We start from the raw sequence: 25,473 nt of genomic DNA, 5'->3' as shown, positions 1-25,473 counted from the left end.
TCAAGTGTGACGCTCGGCGCCCTCGGGCGACCGGACACTGCCGGAAACCCGGATGGCGAGGCAGACTCATACCATGCCGGAACGTCCCGACTATGCCTCGTTCATCGCCGGGCACACCGCCGTCATCAACATGATCAACTCGGGTGCATCAGGCGTGACCGCGCTGAACCACCTGCTTGAGGTCGTGCAGACCGCGCTCGGCGCGCTCGGCGTCTCCTTCGCCGAATACGGGCCCAGCCGCGGCCGGGTGATCGCGGCCTGCGGTGCGTCCAGCTGGGCGCTCGGCCGCGCGGTCGACCACGCCGACCCGTCCGTCGCCCGGCTGCTCTCCGGCCCGGCGACAAATGACGTGCCGGTCTCCACGCTCCCGGCCGAGCTGGCGCAGCAGTTCGCCGCGCGCGGCATCCGGCGCATGCTCGGTGCCCGGGTCGAGGCCGGCGGGCTCGCGCTCGGCTCCCTGCACGCCTACTTCGCGGACGACGAGACCAGCGGGTCCGAGGCGCACGCGCTGCTCGGCTACGTCGCGGTCTCCGTCGCCCACCTCTACGGCGACCAGTCCGGCCTTCCCGTGCACGGTGACGGCCCGGTGGTGGCCGCGCTCGCGGACGGTCTCGCGATCGTCGACTCCCAGGGCTACGTGCGGCTGTGGAACCCGGCGGCGGAACGGATCACCGGCCGCACCGCCGTCCAGGCGCTGAACCGCCCGCTGCCGTTCCCGTCGCCGCCGACCGGCCGGGTGATCGACCACCGCCTGCCGGACGGCCGCTGGATGAAGATCGCGGCCGGGGACCTGCCGGGCCGCTCGTACTCCCGCGTGGTCACCTTCCGCGACGTCAGCGACCAGCACCAGCTCAACCACGACTGGGACCTCTTCCTCGCCGTCACCAGCCACGAGCTGCGCACGCCGGTCACCGTGATCAAGGGGTACGCGGACACGCTCACCGGACACTGGGACGCGCTTGAGGACGAGGACCGCCGTGAGGCCGCCCGCGCGATCGGCCAGCGCTCCACCGACCTGGCCCGGCTGGTCGACCGGCTGCTGGCCACCACCGGCGGCCTCGGCCCGATCGGCGGCGCCACACCGGCACCGTTCGACCTGGTGGAGGCGCTGCGCGCGGCCGTGACCGGGCTCCCCGGTGACCTGCGCCGCCGGATCACGCTCGCGCTTCCGGACGATCTGCCGAAGGCGCTCGGCGACCGTGCCGCCGTCGCCACCGTGCTGACCGAGCTGGCGACGAACGCCGGGAAGTACGCCGAGGGCGACTCCCCCGTCGAACTCACCGCGGAGGCGGACGAGCAGACCGTGGCGTTCCGGGTTAGCGACCGGGGCATCGGGGTACGTCCTGAGCACGTGGAACGCGCATTCGACCGCTTCTGGCAGGGCGAATCCGGCGACCACCGCCGCTATCCCGGCGCCGGCCTCGGACTGTTCCTGGTCCGCCGGATCGTCGAGCGGCAGAACGGATGGGCCTCCATCCGGCCACGGCCGGGCGGAGGGGCGATCGTAGAGGTACGCCTGCCCCGCGGCTGACCGACCGGTCACGCCGCAGCGGGGATCTCCGAGACCTGCGAGGGGGCGGCGCATGACGGCCGTGCGACAGAACGGGAGCGACGGTGCCGCTCAGTCCTGGAACCTCGTTGTACCGCACCACGCGCAGGGCGTCCGCGCGGCACGCCGCCGCCTGACCCAGGAACTGACCGGGTCGATCACCCCGAACCTGCTGTGCGACGTCGTCATGGTCGTGGCGGAGCTGCTCAGCAACGCGATCCGGCACGCGCGCCCGCTGCCCGGCGGCGTGATCCGGCTGAGCTGGGCGCTGCGCCGGGCCACCGGAGCCGCACCAGTTCTCGAAGTGCGGGTGACCGACGGCGGCGCCTCGACCGGACCACGCCCACGCGATGCCGGGCCGCGCTCGATCGACGGCCGTGGACTCGGCATCGTGGCCGCGTTGGCCCGATGCTGGGGCACCGACCGGGACGCGTCAGGTCACTCGGTCTGGGCCGAATTCAACCCTGCCTGACGAAATTCCCGCGAACGGGACGCGCCGGACGAGACGCCCGGCAGGCCGACCGCCTAGGCTGGGTCGCCGTGAGCAAGCGCCGTAGGAACACTCAGTCTGCCGCCGACGCGGCACCCAAGCGCCAGAAGGTCCGGGACATCTTCGTCCACCGGCCGTTCGAGGGCCTCACCGACGAAGCGGAGTGGGTCGCGCTGCGCGAGCTGGTCCCGGCCGCGTCCGCCCCACTGCGCCTGGCCCCCGATCTGGTGGAGCGGTACGGCGAGCGCAGCGTCACGCTCGCGACCGTGCTGCCGATGGCCTGGCCTGCGATGACCCGCCCCGACGGCCGCGTCTTCATCGGCCTCCAGCGGCACATCCAGTCCGGCGACGTCTCCCGCGACCTGGCCGCCGCGCTGCTCTCCGCGCTGGAGACCACCCCGGGCGGCACCGTCTCGGTGCCCGCGCTGCCCGGCCCCGGCCCGCGGCTGCAGGACGTGCTGGAGGACGGCCCGCTCGACGTCACCATGCACGACGGGTTCGACTTCTGGCTTGACGAGGGCGCGACCGACGACCCGAACGTGAAGGCGTCGCTCGAGCGGGCGAACGCCTCCGTCTACCCGACCGTGCGGCTCGCCGCCGCGCCGGCCGCGTACTGGTGTCGCGTACCGGAGAAATCCCACGTGCGGTGGGTGCTTTCGGACAATGAGGACGCCGCGCTCAACGCGCTGGCCCGGCTCAGCGCCGCCGGCGAACTCAAGCTCGGCGAGGACACCAAGTTCGCCGGCATGTTCCGGGCGCACGGCGTGCTGGTTCCGGTCTGGGACCTCCCGGTCGACCGGGAGGCGGCAGAGTGGGAGGCGCCACTCGCGGATTTCGCCAAGCGGTACGCCGACGCTCTGAGCGAGGACACTCTGGACAGTGCTGCTCGGCGCGCCAAGCAGGGACTTCTCGGCCGCCAGCTCACGTTGCGCTGATTTTCACCCGCCGTCGACTCGCGGCGGCGTGCGCCATGTGGGAAAAAGGTGAATAGCACGGATTCACGTCTCACTCCGCAGAATTCCGGGGCTTGGGGCTTCTTCCGTACCGGGTCAACCACGTACCGTAGTGTCACGACAACCAATGGGACCTTTTGCCGGAGGTACCGATGTCTGTCTTTTCCGCTCGTACAACCGTCCCCACTCAACGTGCGCTCACCGCCGGCGAGATCCGTCCCCGCCAGGACGACGGACTCCCGGTGCCGCTGGACGGCGTCCGACCGGGTCCCGTCGAATGGGCCCGTCGCCGCCGCGCCGAGCGTGACGCACGCCGCATCGAGGCCGCCGGCCACCGTGCACTGTCGCGGTTGGACCGTCTCGGCCCGGCGTGGCACATCGTCGACTGGCCCCGCGCCGACATGTCCCCAAGCCAGTTGCTTGACCTCGACGCGCAGGACGAGCGCGCCGGGTTCCTCGCAATCGGCCCCGGAGGCATCTTCGCGGTCGCGGTGGCAGATCACGGCCGGGCCCGCGTGCTCATCGCAGGCGACGTCGTACAGATCAACGGTAAGCGGCCGAACTACGTGTCCGAGGCCAGGCGCGACGCCAAGCGCGCCGCCAAGGCGCTCACCGCCGCAGTCGGTCACGCGATCCCGGTCACGCCCGTGCTCACCTTCGTGGGAACCGGCGTGATCAGCGTCTACGGCCTACCGAAGGACTGTCTCGTCGCCACCGAGCGCGAGCTGGACCGTCTCCTGGTCGCGGGCGGCGCCCGAATCAGCGCGGAGACCGCCAGCAAGCTCACCCAGGTCGCCGAACACCCCTCCACCTGGCTCAACGCCCCCTACCGCGCCGCCGAAAACTACCGCTGGTACTCCGACGGGCGCACGGCGCACTAGCCTTCTGGTCGTCGCTCTGCTTCTGGTCGTCGCTTCGCTCCTCCGGGCTCGACGCCACGGCCGAAGAAAGTCGTTCTCAGGCAGACGAAAAGCGTGTCTGACTGAGAACGACTTTCTTCGGTCGTCCGCGCCTCACGTGGGCGGTACAGAAACGCGACGGTCCGGAGAAACTGCAGACGAAGATCGGTGGCGCGTTGCGTGTCTGGCTGACACCGACCTTCCTCACTCGTCGTGCCTCACGTGGGCGGTCCGAACCGCCGTGGTCAGGGAGAGCTGCAGACGAAGATCGGTGGCGCGTTGCGTGTCTGGCTGGCACCGACTTTCATCGATCGTCGGCCCTCACGTGGGCGGTGCAGAACCGCTGTGGTGAGGGGAACTGCGGATAAAGAGCAGTGTGGTGCGGTTTTGCGAAGTTGACGTTCTGGCCAGGCGTGCTGGCTGGGGAAGAGCGGGGTTGTGCTGCAGTTTCTCCCGACCCGCGCGGTTCTGGACCACGTCGTGAGGCGCGGACGACCGAGGAACGTCGGTGTCAGTCAGACACGCTCTTCGTCTGCCTGACACCGCCGTCCGCAGGCCGTGGCGTCGAGCCAGGAGGAGCGAAGCGACGACCATGGACACTGTCGGTATCCCGGCAGGGCTGGGGCGATCTTTCGGGGCTAGAGTTGTCGAGTCCGGCCCGCTGCGGTCCGTCGGCACCAGGTTGGGAGGCGTGTGTTGGCACACCAGATCGAGCTGTCGCTCTCCGGTCACCAGTTCGCGCCGCCGGTGTCCGCGCCGCTGACCGGCATGGCGGGGTGGGCGGCCGTCGCGGAGACCGCCGCAGAGCAGTGCCTGGTGATCGACACCAACCTCAAGATTGTCGCGGCCTCGCCGTCGTGCTGTGCGCTGCTCGGCATGGGTGAGCCGGGCGAGATTGTGGGGCGGCCGCTGCTTACCGTGCTCCGGCTGATCGACTTCACGGCGAACCGGAACCTGCTCACCGACTCGGATATCGACAAGATCCCGCCGCTGCTCGCGGTCACGTCCGGGCGCCTGGCCCGTGGGTTGATGCGCGTCGACGGCGCGGCTGAGCCCGGCACTGACGAAACGGTCGACGGGATCGCCACCCCGCTCTTCCAGGACGCCGCCGTCAGCGGTTCCCTGACCTTCTTCGCGCAGATCACTTGATTTTCTGGTCGTCGCTTCGCTCCTCCAGGCTCGACGCCACGGCCTGCGGACGGCGGTGTCAGGCAGACGAAAAGCGTGTCTGACTGACACCGACGTTCCTCGGTCGTCCGCGCTCTGCTTATGGTCGTCGCTTCGCTCCTCCAGGCTCGACGCCACGGCCTGCGGACGGCGGTGTCAGGCAGACGAAAAGCGTGTCTGACTGACACCGACGTTCCTCGGTCGTCCGCGCCTCACGACGTGGTCGTCTTCCGCGCGGGTCGGGGGAAACTGCAGACGAAGATCGGTGGGCGCGTTGCGTGTCTGCCTGACACCGGCCTTCCTTGGGCGTCCGCGCCTGACGACGTGGTCAAGCAAGCGGCGGGTCCGGAGAAACTGCAGACTAAAGCGCGGGTTGAGCGAGCGGTGTGACTGGCTGACGCCGGCGATTTCGGGCGTGCCTCGCGTGGACTCGGCTGGGCGGGCAGTGGGGGTGCTCGATGAATGGGGGGAACGGGCCTAATATCTGCGTCGTGCCTGTCTCGCGCGTGCTGCGTACCCTCGCGGCTTTTGGGGTCTGTGTTGTGACTGGTGCCTGTGGGGTGCCCCCTGAGCTGGAGCAGTCGCGTCATCCGCGGGCGGTGCCGTCGGGGGTTGCGTCCGTGCCGGGGTGGGGGGAGCCGACCGAGACGGCGCCGTGGCCGACGCCGGCCGGGGTGCCGACTACGACGGGCTTCGCCGAGGCGGTGCTTGTGGCGTGTGCGGGGAGGCCGGCGGCGGCGGGCGTGATCGCGGTGCTGCGGAGCACGGGCGGGCTGGTGCCGGCGGCGGGTACGGCGCGGGTGGCAAGCGGGCCGTACTGCGCGGGGACGTGGCAGATAAGCCTGGTCACGATCCCTGAGGCGGAGCCGATGTTCGTGGTGACAAGCGGTGCGCCGGAGAGCCTGAAACTGGTCACGGCCGGGACCAACGTGTGCAGTCCCCGGGTGCGGGGCGCGGCGCCGGCGGCGGTTCGCGCGGTCGCCTGCGACGAGGCGTCGCTGCCCACCGCCGCGCCGACAACGCCGGCCTTCCCCGGGGGCACTCCCACGCTTCCCGGGGGCACTCCCACGCTTCCCGAGGGCACGCCGTCGAACCGGCTGGAGATCTGAACGCCTGGAGGCTGTGGGGTCCGCGCTGCGATCCCCGGATCGGCGAAGGCTCTAGAGTTTGCGCATGCGCTTCGTCTATCTGGGTCCCGAGGCCACGTTCACCGAGCAGGCGCTGCTCACGGTGAAGGAGGCGATCGCGGGTGACCGCGTGCCCGCGCGCAGCGTGCCGGAGGCGCTTGATGCGGTCCGGGCCGGCGACGCGGACGCCGCGCTGGTTCCGCTTGAGAACTCGATCGGCGGCGCGGTCCCGATCACGCTTGACGAGCTGATCGCCGGCGCGCCCCTGATGATCACCCGCGAGGTGGTGATACCGGTGGAGTTCGTGCTCGGCGCGCGCGCCGGGACCCGGCTCGGCGACATCCGTACCGTGGCGGCGCACCCACAGGCGTCCACCCAGTGCCGCAACTGGCTGCGCGCCCACCTGCCGCAGGCCGAGGTCACGGACGTGCTGTCCAACTCGGCGGCGGCGATCGCGGCCGCGGAGGGCGAGTTCGACGCCGCGATCTGTGCGCCGCTGGGCGCCACCCGATACGAGCTGTCCGTGCTGGCCGACAAAATCGCCGACCACTCGCACGCCGTGACCCGGTTCGCGCTTGTCACCCGCCCGGGCGCACCCCCCGCGCGGACCGGCGACGACCTCACCTCACTCGCGCTGATAATCCGGCATGACCAGGTCGGTGCGCTGCTCACCGTGCTGACCGAGCTGTCCGTCCGCGGCATCAACCTGACCCGCATCGAGTCCCGCCCGACCGGCGAACAGCTCGGCCGCTACGTCTTCTTCCTCGACTGCGCCGGCCACGTCGCCGAGATCCGCTTCGGCGAGGCGCTCCAGGGCCTGCGCCGCGTCTGCGCCGACGTCCGCTTCCTCGGCTCCTACCCCCGCCACCGCTGGACCCCGGAACTCGACAATCCGGTCCCCGCCCCCGCCAACCTCTCCGACGGTGACTTCGCCGCCGCGGCCTCCTGGGTCGACCAGCTCCGCCGAGGCCACTAGCCCGGCCGATCCTCCGCGACAGCGGACCACCATAGGCAAACCCATGATCAAGAGCTGGAAAGCCAATTTCCACTCCGCGGTGGTCCGGGCCGCATGCTCCCGACTCTGTTGCCCATTCGCGTGCGGCGACCCGGGGCCTGACGATCGAAGGGCCGGCATCGAGGCCAGGAGTCTGACGGGCCGTTCCGGCTGGTCGGCGGTCTCGCGGCACGCGGGGTAGCACGGTCATCGTCTGAGCGGTCACGGTCTGAGCGGTCACGGTCTGAGCGGTCACGGTCTGAGCGGTCACGGTCTGAGCGGTCACGGTCTGAGCGGTCGCAAGGCTGGCACCGAGAGAGCGGGCGTAGCCGGGAAAGCCGGTTGAGCTTGCCCTGGGTAGTCGCAAGGGCCGGCACCGAAGCCGCGGGCTGACAGCAGGGCAGTTGATCTCAGCCTGGGTAGTCGCAAGGACCCACACCGAAGCCGCGGGCCGACAGCAGGGCAGTTGATCTCAGCCTGGGTAGTCGCAAGGACCCACACCGAAGCCGCCGGCTGACAGCAGGGCAGTTGACCTCGGCCTGGGTAGTCGCAAGGACCTGCACCGAAGCCGGGAGCTACCGAAGAAGTCAGTCGATCTTGGCTCTCACGTGTCGCTGCGCCAGAGACAACAGCAGCTCGGGCACTCCACGCCGAGATGGGTTCGTTGTTCGGGATCTCGTGTCCATCTGACGGGATGCAAGATCCTTGCGGCTCTGATGGCCCTTATTCCGCTCCGATAAGGGCCACCAGAGCCGCAAGGATCTTGACGTGGGCCTTCCTGACCCTTCGACGTCAGGACGAACGCACGAGGCGGCCGCTATATAACGAAATATCGGGCGCGCAGCGCTCGAACCCGGACACTGACCGCGGATCTTCATAGGCGCCGGGTCGTGAGCGTCGGCTGTGTCCTGACATATGCGGATCCGGTGTGGCTTTGCGTTCATGCCCGGCCATTGAGCGCTGCCGAAGTGCCGCGACCGACCCGCACATCTGCGGAACTCGCGGCTTCGGTGCCGGCCCTTGCGGAGCGCCGGGGCTCCGCTGGCGCTCCGCACGTCGCTCCGCACGTCGCTCCGGAGCGGTCCCGCTGGGGGCGAAACCCAGTGCATGATCACTGCCGCCGGGCCCTCCCGGACGTTCGCGGCAGGCTGCCCGCTTGGGGACGCCGGGTCGGTGAGCGTGATCGACGGTTTGCAGCCAGGGGGTTTTTGGCCGACCGCGGGGCTGGAAGGGAGGAGCCCCTGGGCGACGACCGGTGCCCGCGGGAGCGTGCGGGCCCCGGCCACCCACAGAGTGGGAAGAAAGATTTTGGATCTTTAATCCAGCAGGCCGCCGAGGAGGCCGCCGCCGGAAGACTGGGTGCTGCCGCCGACCGGGTGGCCGCCCGGGGGCTCCTCGGAGGGCTGGACGACGACGAAGCCCTGGCCGGCGAAGCTCATCGTGAACGCCTCGCCCGTGGAACGACCGAGGAGCGTGCCGATGCCGAGCTGGTCGGCGCGGTGGTAGCCGGTCTGGAGGTTCGCGGACCAGCAGATCGCGGACTGGGGGTCCACGAAGGTCGGGGCGTCGATGCTGAGCACGACCGGGGAGCCGTTTGACGTGATGGCGATCCGGCCGTAGCCGGTGAAGACGCAGTTGAAGAGGCCCGCGGAGGAGAGCATGCCCATGCCCTGGACCATCTTGATGTCGTAGTTGAGCGTGGGATCGAACGCGAGCACGTTGGCACCGTTGATGGACAGCGCGTCGCCGGGCTCCAGGTCGACCAGGTGGATGTCGGAGGCGCGGTCCGCGAGGAACAGGTCGCCGTGGCCGGAGACCTTCATCAGCGGGACGCCCTCGCCGGTGAGCTGCTTCTTGAGGAACTTGCCGAGGCCGCCCGAGCCGAGAGCCTGGAACTGCATCTGCCCCTGGTACGCGACCATGGTGCCGGTGCGGGCCATCATCTCGCCGTTGAGCTGGTACTTCAGCATCTTCGAGTTCTGCAGTCGCATGCCGGGCTGCTGGGACTCGTTGTTCTCCAGGTTCTCAGCGGAGAATAGGGCGCTGCGCATGTGTTCCTCCAGCGGGACGACTGTGTCGATATTGAGCCTAAGCTGCGCGTTCAACCCCAGCCGAGCGCATGCAGCCGCGCGTCGTCGATGCCGAAGTGGTGGGCGATCTCGTGGACCACCGTCACCGCGACCTCGTCGACCACGTCGTCCTCGCTGTCACAGATGCGCAGGATGGGGTGGCGGTAGATGGTGATCCGGTCGGGCAGCACGCCCGCGTAATCCCAGCCGCGCGCGGTGAGCGCGTGGCCCTCGTAGAGGCCGAGCAGCTCGGGACCGTCGGGCGGGGAGTCGTCCTCCACCAGGATGACGACGTTGTCCATCAGCCGGAGCAGCTGCTCCGGCACCTCGTCGAGCGCCTCGCCGACGAGTTCCTCGAAACGGTCGCGGTCCATCTCCACGGGCACGCGGCAATCATGACACCACCGGGCCGACACGGACGTCGACCCGGTGGGTGCGCGGAGTGGAATCAGGCGAGTTTCGCGCTGAGCGTGATTTCCTCGACGCCGGGCGCGAGCAGCCGGGAGATCGGGCAGTTGGCCTTGGCCTCCTCGGCGATCTTCTGGAACGTCGAGGCGTCGACGCCCGGCACGTCGCCGGTGGTCTCCAGGTCGATCTTGGTGACGGAGAAGCCCGCGTCCGTCTTGCCCATGTGGACCTTGGCGGTCGTGTCCACAGACGTCGGCGTGAAACCGGCGTCCGCGAGGGCCTTGGAGAACGCCATCGAGAAGCAGGCGGCGTGCGCGGCGCCGATCAGCTCCTCAGGGTTCGTACCCTCGCCCTCTTCGAATCGGGACTTGAAGGAGTAGTTGCCCTGGAGGCCGCCCTTGCCGGTGCGGACCGTCCCGGAACCCTCGGTGAGATCGCCCTGCCAGCGGGCAGAGCCGGAGCGAATTGGCATGCCTCCGACGCTAGCCCACTCCGGCGTGGAAAGACGCGGGGAACCGGCAACCGCTCTCGGGACTGTGACGTCATGTCCAGTGGGAGGCGGAAATCCCAGTTCGGCGTGACAGAATCCTCCGGAGGGGAGGCGTTCCCATGGAAGACCCGGCGCCCCGCGACCCCACAACCCCGATCAACTCAGCCCCGATCAACTCAGCCCCGATCAACGGTCATGCCGTCCCCGACCTGCTGATGTCCGGCGGCGACGAACCACAGACACCATCACCCGCCGAGGGTACGAGGCCCGCGCGCCTTTCCCGGTGGCGTGTCCGGCCGAGGCTGGACGTGTTCGGCCTGCGCGCGCTCGCGGCGCTCGGTGCGGCCGGCGTCTTCGCCTCCATGATCACCGCGTGGCAGCGTTACGACCTCGCCGTGAACCGGGCGGAGTTCGGCATCGAGGACTTCGAGCCGATACTGGTGCGGCTGGACCAGTTCGGCGTGGTCGCGTTCGGCTACATCGGCGCCGCGATCGCGCTGGCCGGCTGTGCCGCGCTCGCGCTCTTCGGCCGCGCGCCCGGCAGGGCACAGGCCCGGGTGCTCGGCCTCAGCATGGCCGGCGCCGCGCTCGCCTGCGCGGCCGCGCTGCTGATCACCGGCGACACGGACACCGTGCGCGTCGGCGGGCTGGTCTTCGACACCAACGGCGCGGAGATGCGGATCTCGATACAGCCCGGCGCGTGGTACGGCGTCGCCGGCATCGCGCTGCTCGGGCTCGCGGTCTTCCTGGTCCCCCACCCGCGCGAGCTGCCGCCGGCGACCGCGTCCGGGCCCGGCGTCGATCCGGACTCGGACGAGTGGCGGCAGCCGGTGGTCCCCCGGCACGCGGACGAACGCCCGGCCGCGCCGCTGGACCTCAGCGTGGAGCCGGTCGAGCCGTTCCGCTTCACGGATGAGCGGCGCGAACCCTGGCGGTGACCGCCGGGCCGATATCGACGTGAGCGCTCCGAGGCGGGCCGGTAGGCTCAACAGCTGTGATTGATCTGCGCCTGCTTCGTGACAACCCGGACGTGCTCCGTGCAAGCCAGCGCCTGCGGGGTGAGTCGGACTCCGTGGTTGACGACCTTCTCTCGGCGGACGAGTCCCGGCGGTCAGCGGTGCAGCGCTTCGAGGCGCTGCGCGCGGAGCAGAAGACGCTCGGCAAGCAGATCCCCAAGGCCGCGCCGGACGAGAAGACCGCGCTGCTGGCCCGCACCAAGGACCTGGCCGCCGAGGTCAAGGCCGCGGAGGCCGCGGTCGGCGAGGCCGAGGTGGAGTTGAAGCGCGCCCAGTTCGCCATTCCGAACCTGGTCGAGGACGGCGCCCCGGCCGGCGGCGAGGACGACTACGTCGTGCTCCGCGAGGTCGCGCCGGACGGCCGGATCGGCGTGGACCGCGACCCGGGCTTCCCGATCAAGGACCACCTGGAGCTGGGCGAGACGCTCGGCGCGATCGACATGGAGCGCGGGGCGAAGGTCTCGGGCAGCCGGTTCTACTACCTGACCGGCGTCGGCGCGCTGCTTGAGCTGGCGCTGCTGCAGATGGCGATCTCGCAGTCGGTGGACTACGGCTTCACCCCGATGATCACGCCGGTGCTCGTCAAGCCGGAGTCGATGGAGGGCACCGGCTTCCTCGGCGCGCACGCCAGCGAGATCTACCGGCTGGAGGCGGACGACCTCTACCTGGTCGGCACGTCGGAGGTGCCGCTCGCGGCGTACCACATGAACGAGATCCTGGATCTTGACGGGCCGAAGCGGTACGCGGGCTGGTCGACCTGTTTCCGGCGCGAGGCCGGGTCCTACGGCAAGGACACCCGGGGCATCATCCGGGTGCACCAGTTCGACAAGGTCGAGATGTTCTCCTACTGCCGGCCGGAGGACGCGCACGAGGAGCACCTGCGCCTGCTCGCCTGGGAGGAGCAGATGCTTGCCAAGTGCGAGCTGCCGTACCGGGTGATCGACACCGCGGCGGGCGACCTCGGCACCAGCGCGGCCCGCAAGTTCGACTGCGAGGCGTGGGTGCCGTCGCAGGGCGCGTACCGCGAGCTGACCTCGACGTCGAACTGCACCACGTTCCAGGCCCGCCGGCTCAACGTGCGGTACCGGGACTCCGACGGCAAGACCGCGCCGGTCGCCACGCTCAACGGCACGCTCGCCACCACCCGGTGGATCGTCGCCATCCTGGAGAACCACCAGCAGGCCGACGGCTCGGTGCTCGTGCCGAAGGCGCTGCAGCCGTTCCTGGGCGGCCGTGAGGTGCTGGAGCCGGTCGCCAAGCGCTGATCTTCGCGTACCCCGCGTGTTGATTGGTACGTCACAGAGAAGTCGTGGTGACGTAGCAATCAGTGAGCTATGGTTGCCCTCCCCCGCCGCCGGGTGCGGATCCGCCGTTCCCGGTGCGGGGCAGGGTCGAGGAGGAGCCATGGCGGGTCAGCCTTCAGTCATCTCCAGGGTGGGCATCCGGACGGGTCTGCCCAAACTGATCGCCACCGACCTGGACGGCACGCTGGTCCGGAGCGACGAGACCGTCTCCGACTTCACGCACTCGGTGCTGGACCGGGTGCGGGCCGCCGGCATCCCGATCGTCGGCGCCACCGGTCGCGGACCCCGGCTGACCGAGTTGACCCGCAACGACATCCGCGACGCCGACTTCCTGGTGATGGCCGGCGGCGGCCGCGTGGTGGACCAGCGCGACCTGCGCGAGCCCGTGGTGCTGCGCGACGCCCGTCTCTCCTCCGCGGACCTGACGACCGCGCTCACGCTGCTGGAGACGGCCGCGGCGGGCACGCTGCTGGTGATGGTCGAGGCCTCGGACGAGCATGACGCGCCGCTGTGGGGAGACCTCGACCCGCACTGGCGCTACGACCGGATAGAGCAGCGCACCCGGCTGGAGTGCCTGGACCGCGACGTGATCAAGGCGTTCGCCCGCGCGCCGCACCTGGACGTGGACGAGTTGCTGGCCCGCGCGCAGTCGGTGATCCCGCCGTCGCTCGCGTCCGTCACCCAGGCCGGCCTCGGGTACGTCGAGATCGCGCCGCCCGGTGTGGACAAGGCGAGCGGCCTGGCCGTGGTCGCCGCGCACCTCGGCGTCGACCCGGCGGACGTGCTGGTCTTCGGCGACATGCCCAACGACCTGCCGATGTTCCGCTGGGCGGGGTGGGGCCGGGTCGCGGTGACGAACGCGCACGCGAGCGTCCGCGCGGCCGCAGATGACATCACGCTGCGTAATGACGATGACGGGGTAGCGGTGTATCTCGATCGGCTACTCTCGCACTGATGAACAGCCTTCCGCGCCTGGTGGCCACGGATATCGATGGCACGCTGGTGCGGGGCGACCGCACGATCAGCCCCCGGACGATCGCCACGCTCGAGCGTGTCGTGGACTCCGGGGTGCCGGTCGTGCTTGTCACCGGCCGGCCGATCCGCTGGCTGGACCAGGTGTACGACCAGCTGGGCGCGCCGCTCCCGGCGATCTGCGCGAACGGCGCGGTGATCTACGACCCGGACACGGACACGCCTGTGCACACCGCGCCGATGGAGCCGGACGTGCTGGCCCGGATCGCGGAGCGGCTGCGCGCCGAGATCCCGGGCGTGGTGCTCGCGGTCGAGATCGAGGACAGCCGGCACATGCGCCACGAGGCGGAGTGGCCGGTCCGGTACGAGTCCGGCATCCCGACGATCCGCGTGGTCGGCTCGCCTGAGGAGATCACTGCCGCGCCCGCGGTGAAGATGCTGGCCCGATCAGGCAGCCGGGACGCGGACGAGTTCGCCGCGCTTGTCAACGGCGCCCTGACCGGACTGGCCGAGGCGACACACTCGTCCTACTCCGGGCTGGTGGAGATCTCCGCGGTCGGGGTGACCAAGGCCGCCGGACTTGAGTGGTTCTGCCGGAAGCACGGCGTGGACGCGGCGGACGTGATCGCGTTCGGCGACATGCCGAACGACCTGCCGATGCTCACCTGGGCGGGCCGGCCGATCGCGATGGCGAACGCGCACCACGCCGTCCTCGAGATCGCCGCCGACACCGCCCTGTCCAATGACGAGGACGGCGTGGCGGCGTACCTCGAGAAGGTCTTCGGTTTCTAGAGGTACTGCCCGGTCTGGCCTAGGTCGGCGCCCGGTGCCATGCCGGGTTGCAGGCCACCGGGGCCGGCGGGCAGCGCGGGACGGCCGCCGCGCATCTGCTCCAGCTGCAGGCGGGCCGCCATCTGCTGGGCGACAAGCGTGGCCTGGATGCCGTGGAACAGTCCTTCCAGCCAGCCGACCAGCTGGGCCTGGGCGATGCGCAGCTCAGACTCGCTCGGCGGGGTCTCGCCCTCGAACGGCAGCGACAGCCGCTCCAACTCCTCGCGCAGCTCCGGGGCGAGACCGTCCTCGAGTTCCGCGATCGAACGCTTGTGGATCTCCCGCAGCCGGCCGCGACTCGCCTCGTCGAGCGGTGCGGCGCGCACCTCCTCCAGCAACTGCTTGATCATGCTGCCGATGCGCATCACCTTCGCCGGCTGCTCGATCAGGCGGGACGGGTCCTCGGGTTCGGCCGCGTCGCCGGCCTGGACGGTGCCCAGCGGCCGCCCGTCCGGGCCGACCACGAGCACGGTGCCGTCCTTGTCTTCGGTGCTACCGGATGCCTCGCTCATGACCCCATCTTCGCTCACCCGGCGACGTAGGTGCCAAGCGCCGGGCCTCACGGGTTCCGCGACATTGATTCGTTGCAATGCCACGAGATTAGGGCATTGACGAAGCCCCCTCGCTGGGGTAGACAGCGATGGACCCGGAGATCGGAAATTGTTTCAGGTGGGAGCGAACGCGTGTCGCACATGGACCGTCGACGGGCACTGCGCCTTTTCAGTGGACTCGGTGCAGGGATCGGAATGGCAGGAATGTCCGGTGTGCTCGCCGGATGCGGTAGTGACGCCGAGGCCGACGCCACCGGCAAGATCACCGACAAGGTGCTCAAGATCGGCGTTCTGGCACCACTGAGCGGCGATCGGAAACCGGCCGGTGACGAGATCGTCAACGGCCTGCAGCTTTACCTGGACTTCAACTCCTCCCTGCTCGGCGGCCATCCGGTCGAGTTGGTCACCGCGGACGAGGGCGACACCGCCAAGACCGCCGAGGAGGCCGCGGACAAGCTGGTCAACAGCGGTGTGTCGGCGATCGTCGGAGTCAGCAATTCCATGCTGCTGAAAGCGGTCAGTGCCAAGATCGAAAATGCGAAGGTGCCGTTGCTCGGCACCGGTGGCGGGCCGGCGAGCGTCAACAGCGCGGTGTACACCTGGTCCACGTCGTACGTAGACGACGAACCGGGCGAAGCACTCGGAATCTATATGAAGGCCACCGTCAACGCCCGCAAGATCGCGATGATCGCGCCGGCCACCTCCGGGCGGGACGCGGTCGAAGGGTTCCGGAACGCGTTCGGCAACTCCGCGGCGCAGATCTCCGACGGGCCGATCTGGATGCCTGATGCGTACAACCCCACGGCCGGTGACCTGCTCGAAGCGATCAACGCGATCGACCAGCTCAACCCGGACGTGCTCTTCTGCCACGCGATCGGGCCGGCCGCGGTCACGCTCGTCAAGCAGCTGCGCGCCTCCGGCCTGGACCAGCCGATCTACGCACCCGGGCTGTTCACCGAGGGTACGAACCTGGCGCAGATGGACACGCTCGCGGTGGGGATCTTCACGGCCCACAACTACGCGGCAGACCTGGACAACACGTTCAACCGGCGGTTCGCGGACACGTACCGGCGGCGGTTCTCCGCGGTACCGACCGCGGCGTCGGTGGCCGCGTTCGACGCCGGGCAGGTGCTGGACCGGGCCGTGGGCATCACCGGCGAAGGCCCGAGCGCACAGGACATCAACCTGGCCATCGGCCGGGTCGGCGCGATCGACAGCCCGCGCGGCTCCTGGCAGTTCAACCAGCCCCGCGCCCCCCAGCAGAAGTGGTACCTGCGCGAAGTCCGCCCCGACGGCTCCGTCCTGGCGAACGTCCTGATCTCAGAACTCTCGACACTTGGCTAATGGTCGTCGCTTCGCTCCTCCGGGCTCGACGCCACGGCCTGCGGACGTCGGTGTCAGGCAGACGAAAAGCGTGTCTGACTGACACCGACGTTCCTCGGTCGTCCGCGCCTCACGTGGGCGGTACAGAAACGCGACGGTCAGGAGAAACTGCAGACAAAGAGCGGTGGGCGCGTTGCGTGCCTGACTGACGCCTAGGTTCCTTGGGCGTCCGCGCGTCATGATGTGGTTCCGATTCGCGCGGGTCGGGGGGGACTGCAGATGGGGAGTGGAGCTGGGCCTGGGGGGCTCAGGGGCGCAACTCGGCGATGCAGCACTTGACGCTGCCGCCGCCTTTTTTCAGCTCGGAGAGTTCGACGGGGATCGGGGTGAAGCCGGCGGCGGCCAGCTTTGTGGCCAGGGCGGTGGCGTCGCTGTTGAGGAGCACGTGTCGGCCGTCGCTGACCAGGTTCAGGCCGAAGTCGAGCGCGTCCGCCTCGTCGGCAAGCACCGCGTCCGGGAAGAGCTGGCGCAGGACACGCTGCGACGGTGCGGAGAACGCGCCGGGGTAGTACGCGACCGTGTGGTCGTCGATCGCGGCCAGCGCGGTGTCCAGGTGGTAGAAGCGCGGGTCGGTCAGGCGCAGCGAGACGACCGGGCGGGACAGCGTCTCGGCGGCCTCGGCGTGGGCGGGTGGCGCGGTGCGGAAGCCGTACCCGGCGAGGACCATCCCCTTGCCGGGCAGGTAGGCGAAGTCGCCCTCACCCTCGTTGATCTCGACCGGCTCGGTGTGCGGCCAGCCCTGCCCGGCGTAGAACGCCCGGTGGGCCGCGGCCTCGGCGGACCGCTGCGGGTGCCGGAAGCGCGCGCCGTAGGCGACACCGTCGACGGTGAACGCGCCGTTCGCCGCGAACACCATGTCCGGCAGGCCCGGATCGGGGTCGAGCACGTGCACGGTGTGGCCCAGCTCGATCAGGATCTCGCGGAGCCGTTCCCACTGCTTGACCGCGAGATCGGCGTCGACGGGCACGGTCGTGTCCATCCACGGGTTGATCACATACTCGACCCGGAAGAATCGCGGCGGGCACATCAGATATGTCCGGCAAATGGGCTTACGTTCCCCGACCATCATGCCTCTAGACAGTAGGTACGCTCGGACGCGGGAGACAGACCGAAATCATGCTTGGAAGGAGCGGTTCGTTGCAGATAGATGCCGTCGATCAGCAGATCATTGCGTCACTGGTCGCGGACGCCCGCTCGTCCTACTCCGAGATCGGTGCCCGGGTCTCGCTCTCCGCCCCTGCGGTCAAACGCCGCGTCGACCGCCTGCGGGCCGCCGGCGTGATCAAGGGATTCACCACTGTCGTCGACCCGGCCGCGATCGGCTGGCACACCGAGGCGTTCGTCGAGCTGTTCTGCACCGGCCGCACCACGCCCGCGCAGATCACGGTCGCGACCCGCCGCCACCCCGAGGTGCTGGCCGCCTACACAGTCTCCGGCGAGGCCGACGCGATCGTCCACCTCCGCGCCGCCGACATGGCCCACCTGGAGCAGGCGCTGGAACGCCTGCGCGCCGAGCCGTTCGTCACCTCGACGCGCAGCATGATCGTGCTGTCCCGCCTGGTGTCGAGCATCTAGAGAGCGGACGGGACCGGGGACGGGTGAGTGATCCGCTCGGCGCCGGCGTAGACGTTCATGCTGGTGCCGCGGAGAAAGCCGACGAGCGTCATGCCCGCCTCCTCGGCCAGGTCGACCGCGAGCGTGCTGGGTGCGGAAACGGCGGCGAGCAGCGGTATCCCCGCCATCCAGGCCTTCTGGGTGAGCTCGAAGCTGGCCCGGCCGGACACCATCAGCACGTGCCCGGTGAGCGGCAGCCGACCGGCTCGCACCGCCCAGCCGATCACCTTGTCCACCGCGTTGTGCCGGCCCACGTCCTCGCGCACGACCAGCAGCTCGCCGTCCGCGTCGAAGATCGCGGCGGCGTGCAGGCCGCCGGTGCGCTCGAACGCGCGCTGTCGCTCGCGAAGGCGGTCCGGCAGCGTGGCCAACATCCGGGGCGAGACGCGCATCGGATCGTCGGAGACCGGGAAGACCGACCGGGTCCGGATCGCGTCGATGCTCGCCTTGCCGCAGACCCCGCACGAGGAGGTGGTGTAGAAGTTCCGGCTGGGGTCGGTGACCGGGGCCGGCACGTCCGCGCCGAGCACCACGTCGACCACGTTGTACGTGTTCGGCGTGTCAGTTCCGGCGCAGAGCTGCGCTGTCACCACGTCGTCCGCGGAGCGGATCACACCCTCGGTGAACAGGAAGCCGAGCGCCAGGTCCAGGTCGTCGCCGGGGGTACGCATGGTCACGGCCAGCGGCGCGCGTTTGCCGGGACCGGGAGGCCCGACCCTGATCTCGAACGGCTCCTCCGCACTCAGCGTATCCGGCTTCCGCCGCACCGCTCCATCGCCGTCCACGTCGATCCGCACCACAGTGCGCCGATCCGTCGCTCTGCCCACACCCCCACCGTAGCCCCGCCCACCCGCTCCCGGCACCGCCCGAACGCCACGCGGCACCGCCCGGACGCCGACCGGCACCGCTCGAGCGCCACACGGCACCGACCTGGCGTCACGCGGCATGATGACCCAGCTCGTGCGGCACCGCCTCGGCATCAACGCGGCATAGCCCAGACTTCGTGCGGGCGCCGCCGCGGGCGTCACGCGGAATAGCCCAGACTTCGTGCGGGCGCCGCCCCGGCGTCACGCGGGTTAGGTTCGACGGCGTGGATACACGGGGTTGCGGTGTGGTCGTCCTGGCCGGAGGGCGCGGAAGCCGGCTCGGCGGGGTGGTGAAGCCCGGCCTGGCGGTGGGCGGCCGGACCATGCTGTCCCGGGTGCTGGACGCGACCGCCGGTTGGTCGCCACGCGTGGTGGTCGGCCCGGACGCGGTCCCGCTGCCCGAAGGCGTGTTCCGGACCGTGGAGTCGCCCCCCGGCGGCGGCCCGGTCGCGGGCGCGGCCGCCGGCCTGTCCACACTTGTGGAAGCGGCGCCCGAGGCGGGGCTTGTCGTGCTGCTCGCCGGTGACCTGCCGCTGCTCGGCGCGGATGCGGTAGCCGCCCTGATCACCGCGGTGCGAGGCACGTCCGATGTGGACGGCGCCTGCTTCGTCGACCCGGACGGCCGCCGGCAACTGCTTTGCGGCGTCTGGCGGGTCGCCGCGCTGGCCGGGTCGCTGGCCGGGATCGAGGCGGACCGCGGCGACGTCGCCGGCGCGTCCATGCGGGCGTTGTTCGCCGGGTTGCGGGTACTTGAGATGTCGTGGGACGGAGCCGGGGCGCCGCCGTGGTTCGACTGCGACACGGAGGAGGATCTGCGGCGGGCCGAGACCTGGGTCTCCCGGGAATCCTGAGCTGTGGAGGTTGCTGTGGTGGGACCGGACGGGTTGGACGAGTGGGTGGTGGCCGCGGCCGTGGAACTGGGGCTGGAGCCCGCCGACGTGCCGACAGGGCTGGTGCTGGACCTGGCCAAGGACGTCGCGCACAACGTGGTGCGGCCGGGCGCGCCGGTCACCGCGTACCTGCTGGGACTTGCGGTGGGCCGTGGTGCGGACCCGACGGACGCGGCCGCGCGCCTGTCCGAGCTGGCGCTCACCTGGCCGACCCCGGCCTGATCTCCGGCCGAGCCGGAGATCGTCGACCATGCACACGAACAAAAGGCGCACGCGCCCCCGCACGGCGACGCGCCCTCGGTAGGGTGAACCGGAAGGACGGAGGCGGAGAACATGGCAGCGGCGAACGATCCACCGGCCAAACAGGCCGACCAGACCCACGAGCACATCCTGCTCGACGAGCCTTCCACGGCCGATCTGCGCAGCAAGGTGACGGACGCGTGGAACGAGTTCGCCCGTGCGCTCGCCGATATGCTTCCCTCGCTGCCTGAGGGCGCCTACATCGAGCTGACGCTGGATCCGACCGCCTCCGGCGTCGGCGCCGCGGTCTACTCCGTGACCATCTCGGTCAAGGAGGAGGGGCACGTCTTCGCGTTCGCGGTAAGCAACACGCAGCTGCCCGAGGGGTATCGGATGGACCGGGCCGCGGTCGCCGACCTGGTGGCGCTCGGCTGGTCCCCGCCCGGTGTGGTGGAGGGCTCCGGCGGCCAGTTCGGCATCCGGACGAACGCGGGTGGCATCACCCGGCTGGCGAGCACTGTGGCGCGCACGCTGCGCGACATCTACGGCGCGCCGCACCCGGCCTTCGTGGTGTACCTGGTGCACGACAGCGAGGACGAGCCGATCGACGCGCCGCCGCTGGGCACCGCCCGGCACGAGCCGACCATCGGTGACATCGAGGCGGCGGAGCTGGCGCTCGAGGACGCGCTGATCTCCGGCAAGGACGGCGATCCGCTTGCCGGCTTCGAGCTGGACGACCAGGTCAAGATGGTGGTCAGCTCGATGACCAAGATCAGTGTCGAGCAGCTCCAGGTGGATGCGGACGGCGACATCGGCATCCGGGCCGGCTCGGCGATGGTCTTCGTCCGGGTGCGGGACAACCCGCCGCTCGTGGACGTGTTCTCGCCGATCCTGACCGAGGTCGAGCCGACCGAGCAGCTGTACGGCAAGCTCTCCGAGCTGACCAACCGCATGCCGATCGGCCGTCTGTACTGTGCGAACGACACGGTGTGGGCGTCGATCCCGGTCTTCGGCCGGAACTTCCAGGCCACCCACCTGATGCTTGCGGTGCAGGTGATGACCGGCCTCGCAGACGAGCTGGACGACCGGCTGCACGGCGAGTTCGGCGGGAAGCGCTTCTTCGGCGAGGGCGACAAGCCTGTGCTGAAGGACTCCGGCGAGGAGCACCGCACCGGCATGTATCTCTGACGTGACTCGCACGGAACGGCCGGGCGCGCTCCACCGTCCAACCGGACATGACTGTGTCCCGGCGGAGCCCGGCCGTTCTCGCGTTTCTGCTCGCGGCGACGGTCTGCACGGTGTCGTCCTCGGACGGCGCCCACCACGCTCACGACAGTGAGAGTCCGCCGGTGACTCCGGCGGGCGGCCTGCGGTTCGTCTCATACGACTCGTGCTCCGGCCTCTACGACGAGCTGCGCCGGGCCGCGGCCGCGAAGGTCGGGCCGTACGGCTTCGAGGGCGCGCCGGAGATCCTGACCTCGGTGGGCGGTGGTGCCGAGATCGCCCGGGACACCGCGGCCGTGCCGGGCGACGCCCCGGCGGCGGGCTTCTCCGGGACGAACACCCATGAGCGCGGCGTCGACGAGCCCGACCCGGTCAAGACGGACGGACGGCGCATCGTCACCATTTCCGGCCTGGGTGCCACCCCGGTGCTTCGCGTGGTCGACGCAGCGTCCCGCACGCAGACGGGCGAGCTTGCCCTGATCGGTCTTTACGGCACGCCCGACCTGCTGCTTTCCGGCGATCGCGTGCTGGTGCTGGCCGATCGCCCGGACCAGCGCTTCGTGCCGAACGGGTTCGCCGGGAACACCGAAGGCCGGATCCCGACGACTGTGGGGAACGGGCTGGAGCTGCGCCTGATCGACCTCTCCGGCACGCCGCGCCAGATCGGCCGGTTCACGGCGGACGGTTCGCTTGTCGACGCGCGGCAGAACGGTGACACCGCCCGGGTCGTGCTGCGTTCGTCGCCACGAATCGACTTCCCGCTTGACGAGCCGGACCAGGACCGGAACCGCGGGATCGTGCGGAACGCGGGTGATGACGTCTGGCTGCCGCGCTTCGAGGTGACCGGCCCGGACGGGACGGCCGTCCCCGGCACGGTCCCGTGCGACCGGGTGACCCGGCCCGCGTCCTACGACGGCGTACGCACGCTGACCATGTTCAGCTTCGACCTGGCCGCGCCGGGGCTTACCGGCGGCGTGCCGGCGACAGTGGTCGCGGAGGGCGACACCGTCTACGGCACGGCGGAGAGCCTCTACGTCGCGGACCGCGGGCGGGAGAACACCGAGATCTACCGGTTCGACACCGGTGGCACGGCCGCACCGCGGTACGCCGCCTCCGGCGTGGTCCCGGGTCACCTGCTCAACCAGTACTCGCTGTCCGAGTGGAAGGGCGTTCTGCGCGCCGCGACAACTATCGGCGCCGGGAACGGCGGCTCCAGCTCGGTCGTCACGACGCTGGCCCGGCAGGGCACCGCGCTCACCGTCACCGGCTCGGTTGGCGATCTGGGCCGGGGCGAGACCATCCACTCGGTCCGGTTTCTTGAGGACCGCGGGTACGTGGTCACGTTCCGCCGGACGGACCCGCTCTACACCCTGGACCTGAGCGACCCGGCCCGGCCCGCGGTCACCGGCGAGCTGAAGATCCCCGGTTACTCCGCCTACCTGCACCCGGCCGCGCCGGGCCGGCTGATCGGCGTCGGCCAGGACGCCACCGACGCGGGCAGGGTCACCGGGCTGCAGGTCTCGCTCTTCGACGTGGCTGACCCGCGGGCGCCCGCGCGACTGGCCCAGCACCGGGTCGCGTCGGCCAGCTCGGCCGCGGAATTCGACCCGCACGCGTTCCTCTTCTGGCCGGCGACCGGGCACCTGGTGGTGCCGGTCGCGGACAACACCGGGGCCGCGCCGTCCGCGCTGGTGCTGCGGCTCACCGGCGACACGTTCGTCGAGGCGGGCCGGCTGCTGCACCCGGACGGCGGCGCGATCACCCGTGCGCTTGTCGTCGGCGACACGCTCTGGACGGCCGGGCCCGGCGGTCTGGACGCGGTCTCGCTCGCCACGCTCCAGCACCGGGCCTGGCTGCCGGCCTGACCGGGCGGTCACGCGGCGCTCGGCTCGTCAAGCGCGGACGGTGGGATGCCGTCGGTAAGTACGTCGTCGAGCAGGCGTGCGATGCCGAGAGACGGGTCGGTGGCGAGCGCACGGTCGACCGCGACGGACGCGAGCGCGCCCTGGCCGATGCGCCACGCGGTGAACGCCAGCAGCACCGCCGGTACCGCGGCCAGCTCGGGCCGGGCGCGGCGGAGCACGTCGGACCAGAGCACGACCTCCCACCCGAGGCCCTGGGCCTGATTCAGCGCGTACTCACTGACCGGATCGTGAGCCAGCAGCACGGTCAGCCAGGCCAGCTCGTCGTCGTCAAGCGTGCCGCCGACCCGGTGCCGGGCCATGGCGGCGCCGACCGCGCGGGAGCCGGCCCGGCGTAACGCGCCGAGCAGCCTGCCCGGCCCGGTCGCGGTCCTGGCGCAGAGCAGGTCCAGCCGGCGGTCGGCCGCGGCGGTGGCGCGCAGCATCGCCTCTCGGGCGGCGCCGGTGACCGGCGCGATCGACGCGACCATCGCGGCCCGGTTCGCGTGCACCGGGTAGCCGGCGACGGCGCGGACCTCGGCGGCCTCGTCCGCGTACGGCCGGCCGGCGGGTGGGCAGCACTTCTCGTCCGTGCACAGGTAGCACCAGAAATGGCCGTCCGCGACCCGCAGCTGCTCGCCGACCGGGATGGACAGCTCCAGCAGCGCGTCTCCGACGGCGGCGACAAGCGCGGCGCCGCTGTGCTGCCCACCGGTGTATCCGATCAGCACGACCGAGTCGACTGACTGCCGCGCCACCACGGCCGCGATGCGATTCGCATAGGCGTCGAGCTCGGCGAGCGGCACCTCGGGCAGGGGCAGGTCCTGGCGGGCGGCGAAGACCAGCGCGTGGTCGCGTCTGCCGACCACCACGAGGCTGTCGCGTGGATGGAACCCGAGCAGGTACGGCACGACCGCGACGAGGTGGGCGGGGGAGGAGACCCGCAGGTCGGAGAGGCTCATGCGGCAAGCGTGGCGAGGCGGCGGCACGGCCGTGGATCTCTGTGGACGACAGCGACTTATCCACAGGCGCAAAATGTCCGGATCGGACAGAACCCCAGGTCAGGAGCGGAAGTCGAGCTCGTGGAGTTGGAGCGTCTCGCACCGGCCCGCGGGCGTGGAGCCGAGATCAAGCGTCAACTCGACCGAGGAGAGCACCGTGTACCCCGCCGCGTGCAGGCAGGTGATCGCCTCGACGTTGCGCGACTCCGGTGAGATGCTCAGCGAGGTCAGATGGCGGCGCCGGGCCTCGTCCGCAAGGAAGCCGAGCAGTGCCTTGCCGACGCCCTCGCCCCGGTGACCGCCGGTGACCACGACCGGCTCGACCTCGCCACGCCGCCCGTCCACGATCAGCCCGACCAGGCCGATCACGCCGTGCTCGGGATGGTCGGCGACCCAGACGCCGGACAGGTCCAGGCGCGTCAGGTACTCCTCGAACGCGGCGGTCGGGTCCGCGCCGCCGTACCCGGGGTCGTCGTAGAGCTCACGGTGCCGCTCCGTCAGCTCGCCCCAGAGCTGCCGGCCCTCGCTGTGGTCCGCCGGGCGGTAAGGACGGACTGTCACGGCACCCATACGGACATAATGACTGTGCGGTCCGCCGGCCGGCACCCAGTTGAGGGGATTAGCGCGTGGACATGGCCTATCTTCGTGCGCACCCGCAGCACCTCCCGACATTTCTCACCCACCAGCGGATCCGTCAGACGCCGGTGGGCGGCGGGAGCATCGCGGACGCGTTCCGGCTGACGCTTGACGACGGCGACTCGATCTTCGCCAAGAGCATGCCGGCCGGCACACGCGGGAATTTCGAGGTGGAGGCCGCGGGCCTGCGCTGGCTGGGGGAGGCCGGCGGCGTACCCGTGCCGGAGATTCTTGTGGTTCTTCCTGAGCTGCTGGCGCTTGAGTGGATCGAGCCGGGGGCGCCGACCACCGCGGCGGCCGGGCGGTTCGGCGCGGAGCTGGCCACGACGCACCTGGCCGGTGCGCCCGCGTTCGGCGCGCTTCCCGGGCACACCGAGGGCCTCATCGGCGCGCTGCCGCAGGACGACACGCCGGTTCCGGGCCCGTGGGGACAGTGGTTCGCGGAGCGACGTCTCCGTCCCTACCTGCGGCGTTCGGTGGACAACAGGGCCCTGGACGACCGGACGCGCGCATCGGTGGAGACAGTGCTCGACCGGATCGAGGACTTCGGCGGCGACGAACCCCCATCCCGCATCCACGGCGACCTCTGGCCGGGCAACGTGCTGTGGGGGGCGGACGGGCGCGCCCGGCTGATCGACCCGGCCGCGCACGGCGGGCACCGCGAGACCGACCTGGCCGCGCTCCAGCTCTTCGGCGGCATTCCAGATCAAGAGCAGCTGATCAGGGGGTACGCCGAGCGCGCGGCAGACCTCGCCCGGCCACTCGACGAGCGGTGGCGGACCCGGGTGCCGCTCCACCAACTGCACCTGCTGCTCGTGCACACCGCGCTCTTCGGCGCCGCCTACCGGGAGTCGGTGCGGGCCGCCGCCGAATCCATGCTTCGACTGTGATCGTCATG

Annotated in this window: 27 protein-coding genes; 18 read left to right on the top strand and 9 right to left on the bottom strand. The window is 70.6% G+C overall.

Going from position 1 to position 25,473, the window contains the following annotated elements; genetic code table 11:
- Window positions 1–73 precede the first annotated feature (73 nt).
- The 5 genes from ACIA8K_RS15625 to ACIA8K_RS15605 all read left to right on the top strand — a co-directional run bounded on the left by ACIA8K_RS15625 (window position 74) and on the right by ACIA8K_RS15605 (window position 5,040).
- Window positions 74–1,531, top strand: coding sequence for an ATP-binding protein (locus tag ACIA8K_RS15625; protein WP_396059150.1), 1,458 nt, complete (start codon window positions 74–76; stop codon window positions 1,529–1,531).
- Window positions 1,532–1,583: 52 nt separating this feature from the next.
- Window positions 1,584–2,021: an ATP-binding protein gene (locus tag ACIA8K_RS15620; RefSeq protein ID WP_396059148.1), complete on the top strand. Its 438-nt coding sequence runs from the start codon at window positions 1,584–1,586 to the stop codon at window positions 2,019–2,021.
- Between the two features lie 68 nt (window positions 2,022–2,089).
- Entirely contained in the window at window positions 2,090–2,974 is an 885-nt protein-coding gene (locus ACIA8K_RS15615) for a DUF5926 family protein (protein ID WP_396059146.1), read from the top strand.
- 170 nt (window positions 2,975–3,144) lie between these two features.
- Window positions 3,145–3,873, top strand: a complete 729-nt coding sequence (locus ACIA8K_RS15610) for a hypothetical protein (RefSeq protein WP_396059144.1) — start codon at window positions 3,145–3,147, stop codon at window positions 3,871–3,873.
- A 714-nt stretch (window positions 3,874–4,587) separates the two neighbouring features.
- Entirely contained in the window at window positions 4,588–5,040 is a 453-nt protein-coding gene (locus ACIA8K_RS15605) for a hypothetical protein (protein WP_396059142.1), read from the top strand.
- Window positions 5,041–5,644: 604 nt separating this feature from the next.
- Here ACIA8K_RS15605 and ACIA8K_RS15600 read toward each other — a convergent pair.
- Window positions 5,645–5,908 (bottom strand): hypothetical protein, encoded by a 264-nt coding sequence (locus tag ACIA8K_RS15600; protein WP_396059140.1) that lies wholly within the window; start codon window positions 5,906–5,908, stop codon window positions 5,645–5,647.
- Window positions 5,909–5,927: 19 nt separating this feature from the next.
- Here ACIA8K_RS15600 and ACIA8K_RS15595 point away from each other — a divergent pair, with 19 nt between their 5' ends.
- Window positions 5,928–6,167, top strand: coding sequence for a hypothetical protein (locus ACIA8K_RS15595; protein WP_396059138.1), 240 nt, complete (start codon window positions 5,928–5,930; stop codon window positions 6,165–6,167).
- A gap of 64 nt (window positions 6,168–6,231) precedes the next feature.
- Window positions 6,232–7,161: a prephenate dehydratase gene (gene pheA, locus ACIA8K_RS15590; RefSeq protein ID WP_396059136.1), complete on the top strand. Its 930-nt coding sequence runs from the start codon at window positions 6,232–6,234 to the stop codon at window positions 7,159–7,161.
- 1,334 nt (window positions 7,162–8,495) lie between these two features.
- On the opposite strand, the gene ACIA8K_RS15585 is transcribed toward pheA, so the two are convergent.
- The 3 genes from ACIA8K_RS15585 to ACIA8K_RS15575 all read right to left on the bottom strand — a co-directional run bounded on the left by ACIA8K_RS15585 (window position 8,496) and on the right by ACIA8K_RS15575 (window position 10,128).
- Window positions 8,496–9,230 (bottom strand): AIM24 family protein, encoded by a 735-nt coding sequence (locus ACIA8K_RS15585; RefSeq protein ID WP_396059134.1) that lies wholly within the window; start codon window positions 9,228–9,230, stop codon window positions 8,496–8,498.
- A gap of 50 nt (window positions 9,231–9,280) precedes the next feature.
- Entirely contained in the window at window positions 9,281–9,628 is a 348-nt protein-coding gene (locus tag ACIA8K_RS15580) for a metallopeptidase family protein (RefSeq protein WP_396059268.1), read from the bottom strand.
- Between the two features lie 68 nt (window positions 9,629–9,696).
- Window positions 9,697–10,128: an OsmC family protein gene (locus ACIA8K_RS15575; protein WP_396059132.1), complete on the bottom strand. Its 432-nt coding sequence runs from the start codon at window positions 10,126–10,128 to the stop codon at window positions 9,697–9,699.
- A gap of 137 nt (window positions 10,129–10,265) precedes the next feature.
- On the opposite strand from ACIA8K_RS15575, the gene ACIA8K_RS15570 reads away from it, so the two are divergent.
- From ACIA8K_RS15570 to ACIA8K_RS15555, 4 genes are all read left to right on the top strand, one after another.
- A complete protein-coding gene (locus ACIA8K_RS15570) occupies window positions 10,266–11,084 on the top strand; it encodes a hypothetical protein (protein ID WP_396059130.1) in 819 nt (272 codons plus the stop codon).
- A 56-nt stretch (window positions 11,085–11,140) separates the two neighbouring features.
- A complete protein-coding gene (gene serS, locus ACIA8K_RS15565; RefSeq protein WP_396059128.1) occupies window positions 11,141–12,427 on the top strand; it encodes a serine--tRNA ligase in 1,287 nt (428 codons plus the stop codon).
- Between the two features lie 139 nt (window positions 12,428–12,566).
- Window positions 12,567–13,421, top strand: a complete 855-nt coding sequence (locus ACIA8K_RS15560) for an HAD family hydrolase (protein WP_396059126.1) — start codon at window positions 12,567–12,569, stop codon at window positions 13,419–13,421.
- The gene (locus ACIA8K_RS15555) at window positions 13,421–14,230 is read left to right on the top strand and encodes an HAD family hydrolase (protein ID WP_396059124.1); all 810 of its coding nucleotides are present in this window, start codon (window positions 13,421–13,423) and stop codon (window positions 14,228–14,230) included. Before ACIA8K_RS15560 ends, ACIA8K_RS15555 begins: the two co-directional genes overlap by 1 nt.
- Here the strand turns inward: ACIA8K_RS15555 and ACIA8K_RS15550 are convergent.
- Window positions 14,227–14,781, bottom strand: a complete 555-nt coding sequence (locus ACIA8K_RS15550; protein ID WP_396059122.1) for a bacterial proteasome activator family protein — start codon at window positions 14,779–14,781, stop codon at window positions 14,227–14,229. The two genes, ACIA8K_RS15555 and ACIA8K_RS15550, sit on opposite strands and share 4 nt — an antisense overlap.
- A gap of 234 nt (window positions 14,782–15,015) precedes the next feature.
- Between ACIA8K_RS15550 and ACIA8K_RS15545 the strand changes: the two genes are divergently transcribed.
- Window positions 15,016–16,164 (top strand): ABC transporter substrate-binding protein, encoded by a 1,149-nt coding sequence (locus ACIA8K_RS15545; RefSeq protein WP_396059120.1) that lies wholly within the window; start codon window positions 15,016–15,018, stop codon window positions 16,162–16,164.
- 286 nt (window positions 16,165–16,450) lie between these two features.
- Here the strand turns inward: ACIA8K_RS15545 and ddaH are convergent, their stop codons facing one another.
- Window positions 16,451–17,269: a dimethylargininase gene (ddaH, locus tag ACIA8K_RS15540; RefSeq protein ID WP_396059266.1), complete on the bottom strand. Its 819-nt coding sequence runs from the start codon at window positions 17,267–17,269 to the stop codon at window positions 16,451–16,453.
- A 71-nt stretch (window positions 17,270–17,340) separates the two neighbouring features.
- Between ddaH and ACIA8K_RS15535 the strand changes: the two genes are divergently transcribed.
- Complete coding sequence (locus ACIA8K_RS15535; protein ID WP_396059118.1) at window positions 17,341–17,778, top strand: Lrp/AsnC family transcriptional regulator; 438 nt, start codon at window positions 17,341–17,343, stop codon at window positions 17,776–17,778.
- Here the strand turns inward: ACIA8K_RS15535 and fdhD are convergent.
- Entirely contained in the window at window positions 17,775–18,644 is an 870-nt protein-coding gene (gene fdhD / locus ACIA8K_RS15530; protein WP_396059116.1) for a formate dehydrogenase accessory sulfurtransferase FdhD, read from the bottom strand. The genes ACIA8K_RS15535 and fdhD overlap by 4 nt on opposite strands.
- 263 nt (window positions 18,645–18,907) lie before the next feature.
- On the opposite strand from fdhD, the gene ACIA8K_RS15525 reads away from it, so the two are divergent.
- The 4 genes from ACIA8K_RS15525 (at window position 18,908) to ACIA8K_RS15510 (ending at window position 22,902) form a co-directional block, all read left to right on the top strand.
- On the top strand, window positions 18,908–19,534 hold the full coding sequence (locus ACIA8K_RS15525; protein ID WP_396059114.1) for a molybdenum cofactor guanylyltransferase: 627 nt from the start codon (window positions 18,908–18,910) through the stop codon (window positions 19,532–19,534).
- A 15-nt stretch (window positions 19,535–19,549) separates the two neighbouring features.
- Entirely contained in the window at window positions 19,550–19,795 is a 246-nt protein-coding gene (locus ACIA8K_RS15520) for a DUF6457 domain-containing protein (RefSeq protein WP_396059112.1), read from the top strand.
- Between the two features lie 111 nt (window positions 19,796–19,906).
- The gene (locus ACIA8K_RS15515) at window positions 19,907–21,001 is read left to right on the top strand and encodes a T3SS (YopN, CesT) and YbjN peptide-binding chaperone 1 (RefSeq protein ID WP_396059110.1); all 1,095 of its coding nucleotides are present in this window, start codon (window positions 19,907–19,909) and stop codon (window positions 20,999–21,001) included.
- Window positions 21,002–21,048: 47 nt separating this feature from the next.
- A complete protein-coding gene (locus ACIA8K_RS15510; protein ID WP_396059108.1) occupies window positions 21,049–22,902 on the top strand; it encodes a beta-propeller domain-containing protein in 1,854 nt (617 codons plus the stop codon).
- 8 nt (window positions 22,903–22,910) lie between these two features.
- Here ACIA8K_RS15510 and ACIA8K_RS15505 read toward each other — a convergent pair whose 3' ends face one another.
- The gene (locus ACIA8K_RS15505; protein ID WP_396059107.1) at window positions 22,911–23,900 is read right to left on the bottom strand and encodes a DUF4192 domain-containing protein; all 990 of its coding nucleotides are present in this window, start codon (window positions 23,898–23,900) and stop codon (window positions 22,911–22,913) included.
- A gap of 99 nt (window positions 23,901–23,999) precedes the next feature.
- On the bottom strand, window positions 24,000–24,509 hold the full coding sequence (locus ACIA8K_RS15500; protein ID WP_396059105.1) for a GNAT family N-acetyltransferase: 510 nt from the start codon (window positions 24,507–24,509) through the stop codon (window positions 24,000–24,002).
- 56 nt (window positions 24,510–24,565) lie between these two features.
- Here ACIA8K_RS15500 and ACIA8K_RS15495 point away from each other — a divergent pair, with 56 nt between their 5' ends.
- The gene (locus tag ACIA8K_RS15495; protein ID WP_396059103.1) at window positions 24,566–25,465 is read left to right on the top strand and encodes a fructosamine kinase family protein; all 900 of its coding nucleotides are present in this window, start codon (window positions 24,566–24,568) and stop codon (window positions 25,463–25,465) included.
- Window positions 25,466–25,473 lie beyond the last annotated feature (8 nt).

Source organism: Catenuloplanes sp. NPDC051500 (assembly GCF_044454585.1).
Taxonomy (GTDB): Bacteria; Actinomycetota; Actinomycetes; order Mycobacteriales; family Micromonosporaceae; genus Catenuloplanes.
This window is presented reverse-complemented; position numbering and strand designations above follow the sequence as displayed.

What these genes read in the sequence shown, in the direction of transcription:
- ACIA8K_RS15620 (WP_396059148.1), top strand. Translation starts at nt 1,584, where the DNA reads ATGACGGCCGTGCGACAGAACGGGAGCGACGGTGCCGCTCAGTCCTGG.
- ddaH (WP_396059266.1), bottom strand. Translation starts at nt 17,269, where the DNA reads ATGGTCGGGGAACGTAAGCCCATTTGCCGGACATATCTGATGTGCCCG.
- ACIA8K_RS15545 (WP_396059120.1), top strand. Translation starts at nt 15,016, where the DNA reads ATGGCAGGAATGTCCGGTGTGCTCGCCGGATGCGGTAGTGACGCCGAG.
- ACIA8K_RS15625 (WP_396059150.1), top strand. Translation starts at nt 74, where the DNA reads ATGCCGGAACGTCCCGACTATGCCTCGTTCATCGCCGGGCACACCGCC.
- ACIA8K_RS15570 (WP_396059130.1), top strand. Translation starts at nt 10,266, where the DNA reads ATGGAAGACCCGGCGCCCCGCGACCCCACAACCCCGATCAACTCAGCC.
- ACIA8K_RS15510 (WP_396059108.1), top strand. Translation starts at nt 21,049, where the DNA reads ATGACTGTGTCCCGGCGGAGCCCGGCCGTTCTCGCGTTTCTGCTCGCG.
- ACIA8K_RS15550 (WP_396059122.1), bottom strand. Translation starts at nt 14,781, where the DNA reads ATGAGCGAGGCATCCGGTAGCACCGAAGACAAGGACGGCACCGTGCTC.
- ACIA8K_RS15515 (WP_396059110.1), top strand. Translation starts at nt 19,907, where the DNA reads ATGGCAGCGGCGAACGATCCACCGGCCAAACAGGCCGACCAGACCCAC.
- ACIA8K_RS15500 (WP_396059105.1), bottom strand. Translation starts at nt 24,509, where the DNA reads ATGGGTGCCGTGACAGTCCGTCCTTACCGCCCGGCGGACCACAGCGAG.
- ACIA8K_RS15595 (WP_396059138.1), top strand. Translation starts at nt 5,928, where the DNA reads ATGTTCGTGGTGACAAGCGGTGCGCCGGAGAGCCTGAAACTGGTCACG.
- pheA (WP_396059136.1), top strand. Translation starts at nt 6,232, where the DNA reads ATGCGCTTCGTCTATCTGGGTCCCGAGGCCACGTTCACCGAGCAGGCG.
- ACIA8K_RS15555 (WP_396059124.1), top strand. Translation starts at nt 13,421, where the DNA reads ATGAACAGCCTTCCGCGCCTGGTGGCCACGGATATCGATGGCACGCTG.
- ACIA8K_RS15560 (WP_396059126.1), top strand. Translation starts at nt 12,567, where the DNA reads ATGGCGGGTCAGCCTTCAGTCATCTCCAGGGTGGGCATCCGGACGGGT.
- ACIA8K_RS15610 (WP_396059144.1), top strand. Translation starts at nt 3,145, where the DNA reads ATGTCTGTCTTTTCCGCTCGTACAACCGTCCCCACTCAACGTGCGCTC.
- ACIA8K_RS15575 (WP_396059132.1), bottom strand. Translation starts at nt 10,128, where the DNA reads ATGCCAATTCGCTCCGGCTCTGCCCGCTGGCAGGGCGATCTCACCGAG.
- ACIA8K_RS15505 (WP_396059107.1), bottom strand. Translation starts at nt 23,900, where the DNA reads ATGAGCCTCTCCGACCTGCGGGTCTCCTCCCCCGCCCACCTCGTCGCG.
- ACIA8K_RS15585 (WP_396059134.1), bottom strand. Translation starts at nt 9,230, where the DNA reads ATGCGCAGCGCCCTATTCTCCGCTGAGAACCTGGAGAACAACGAGTCC.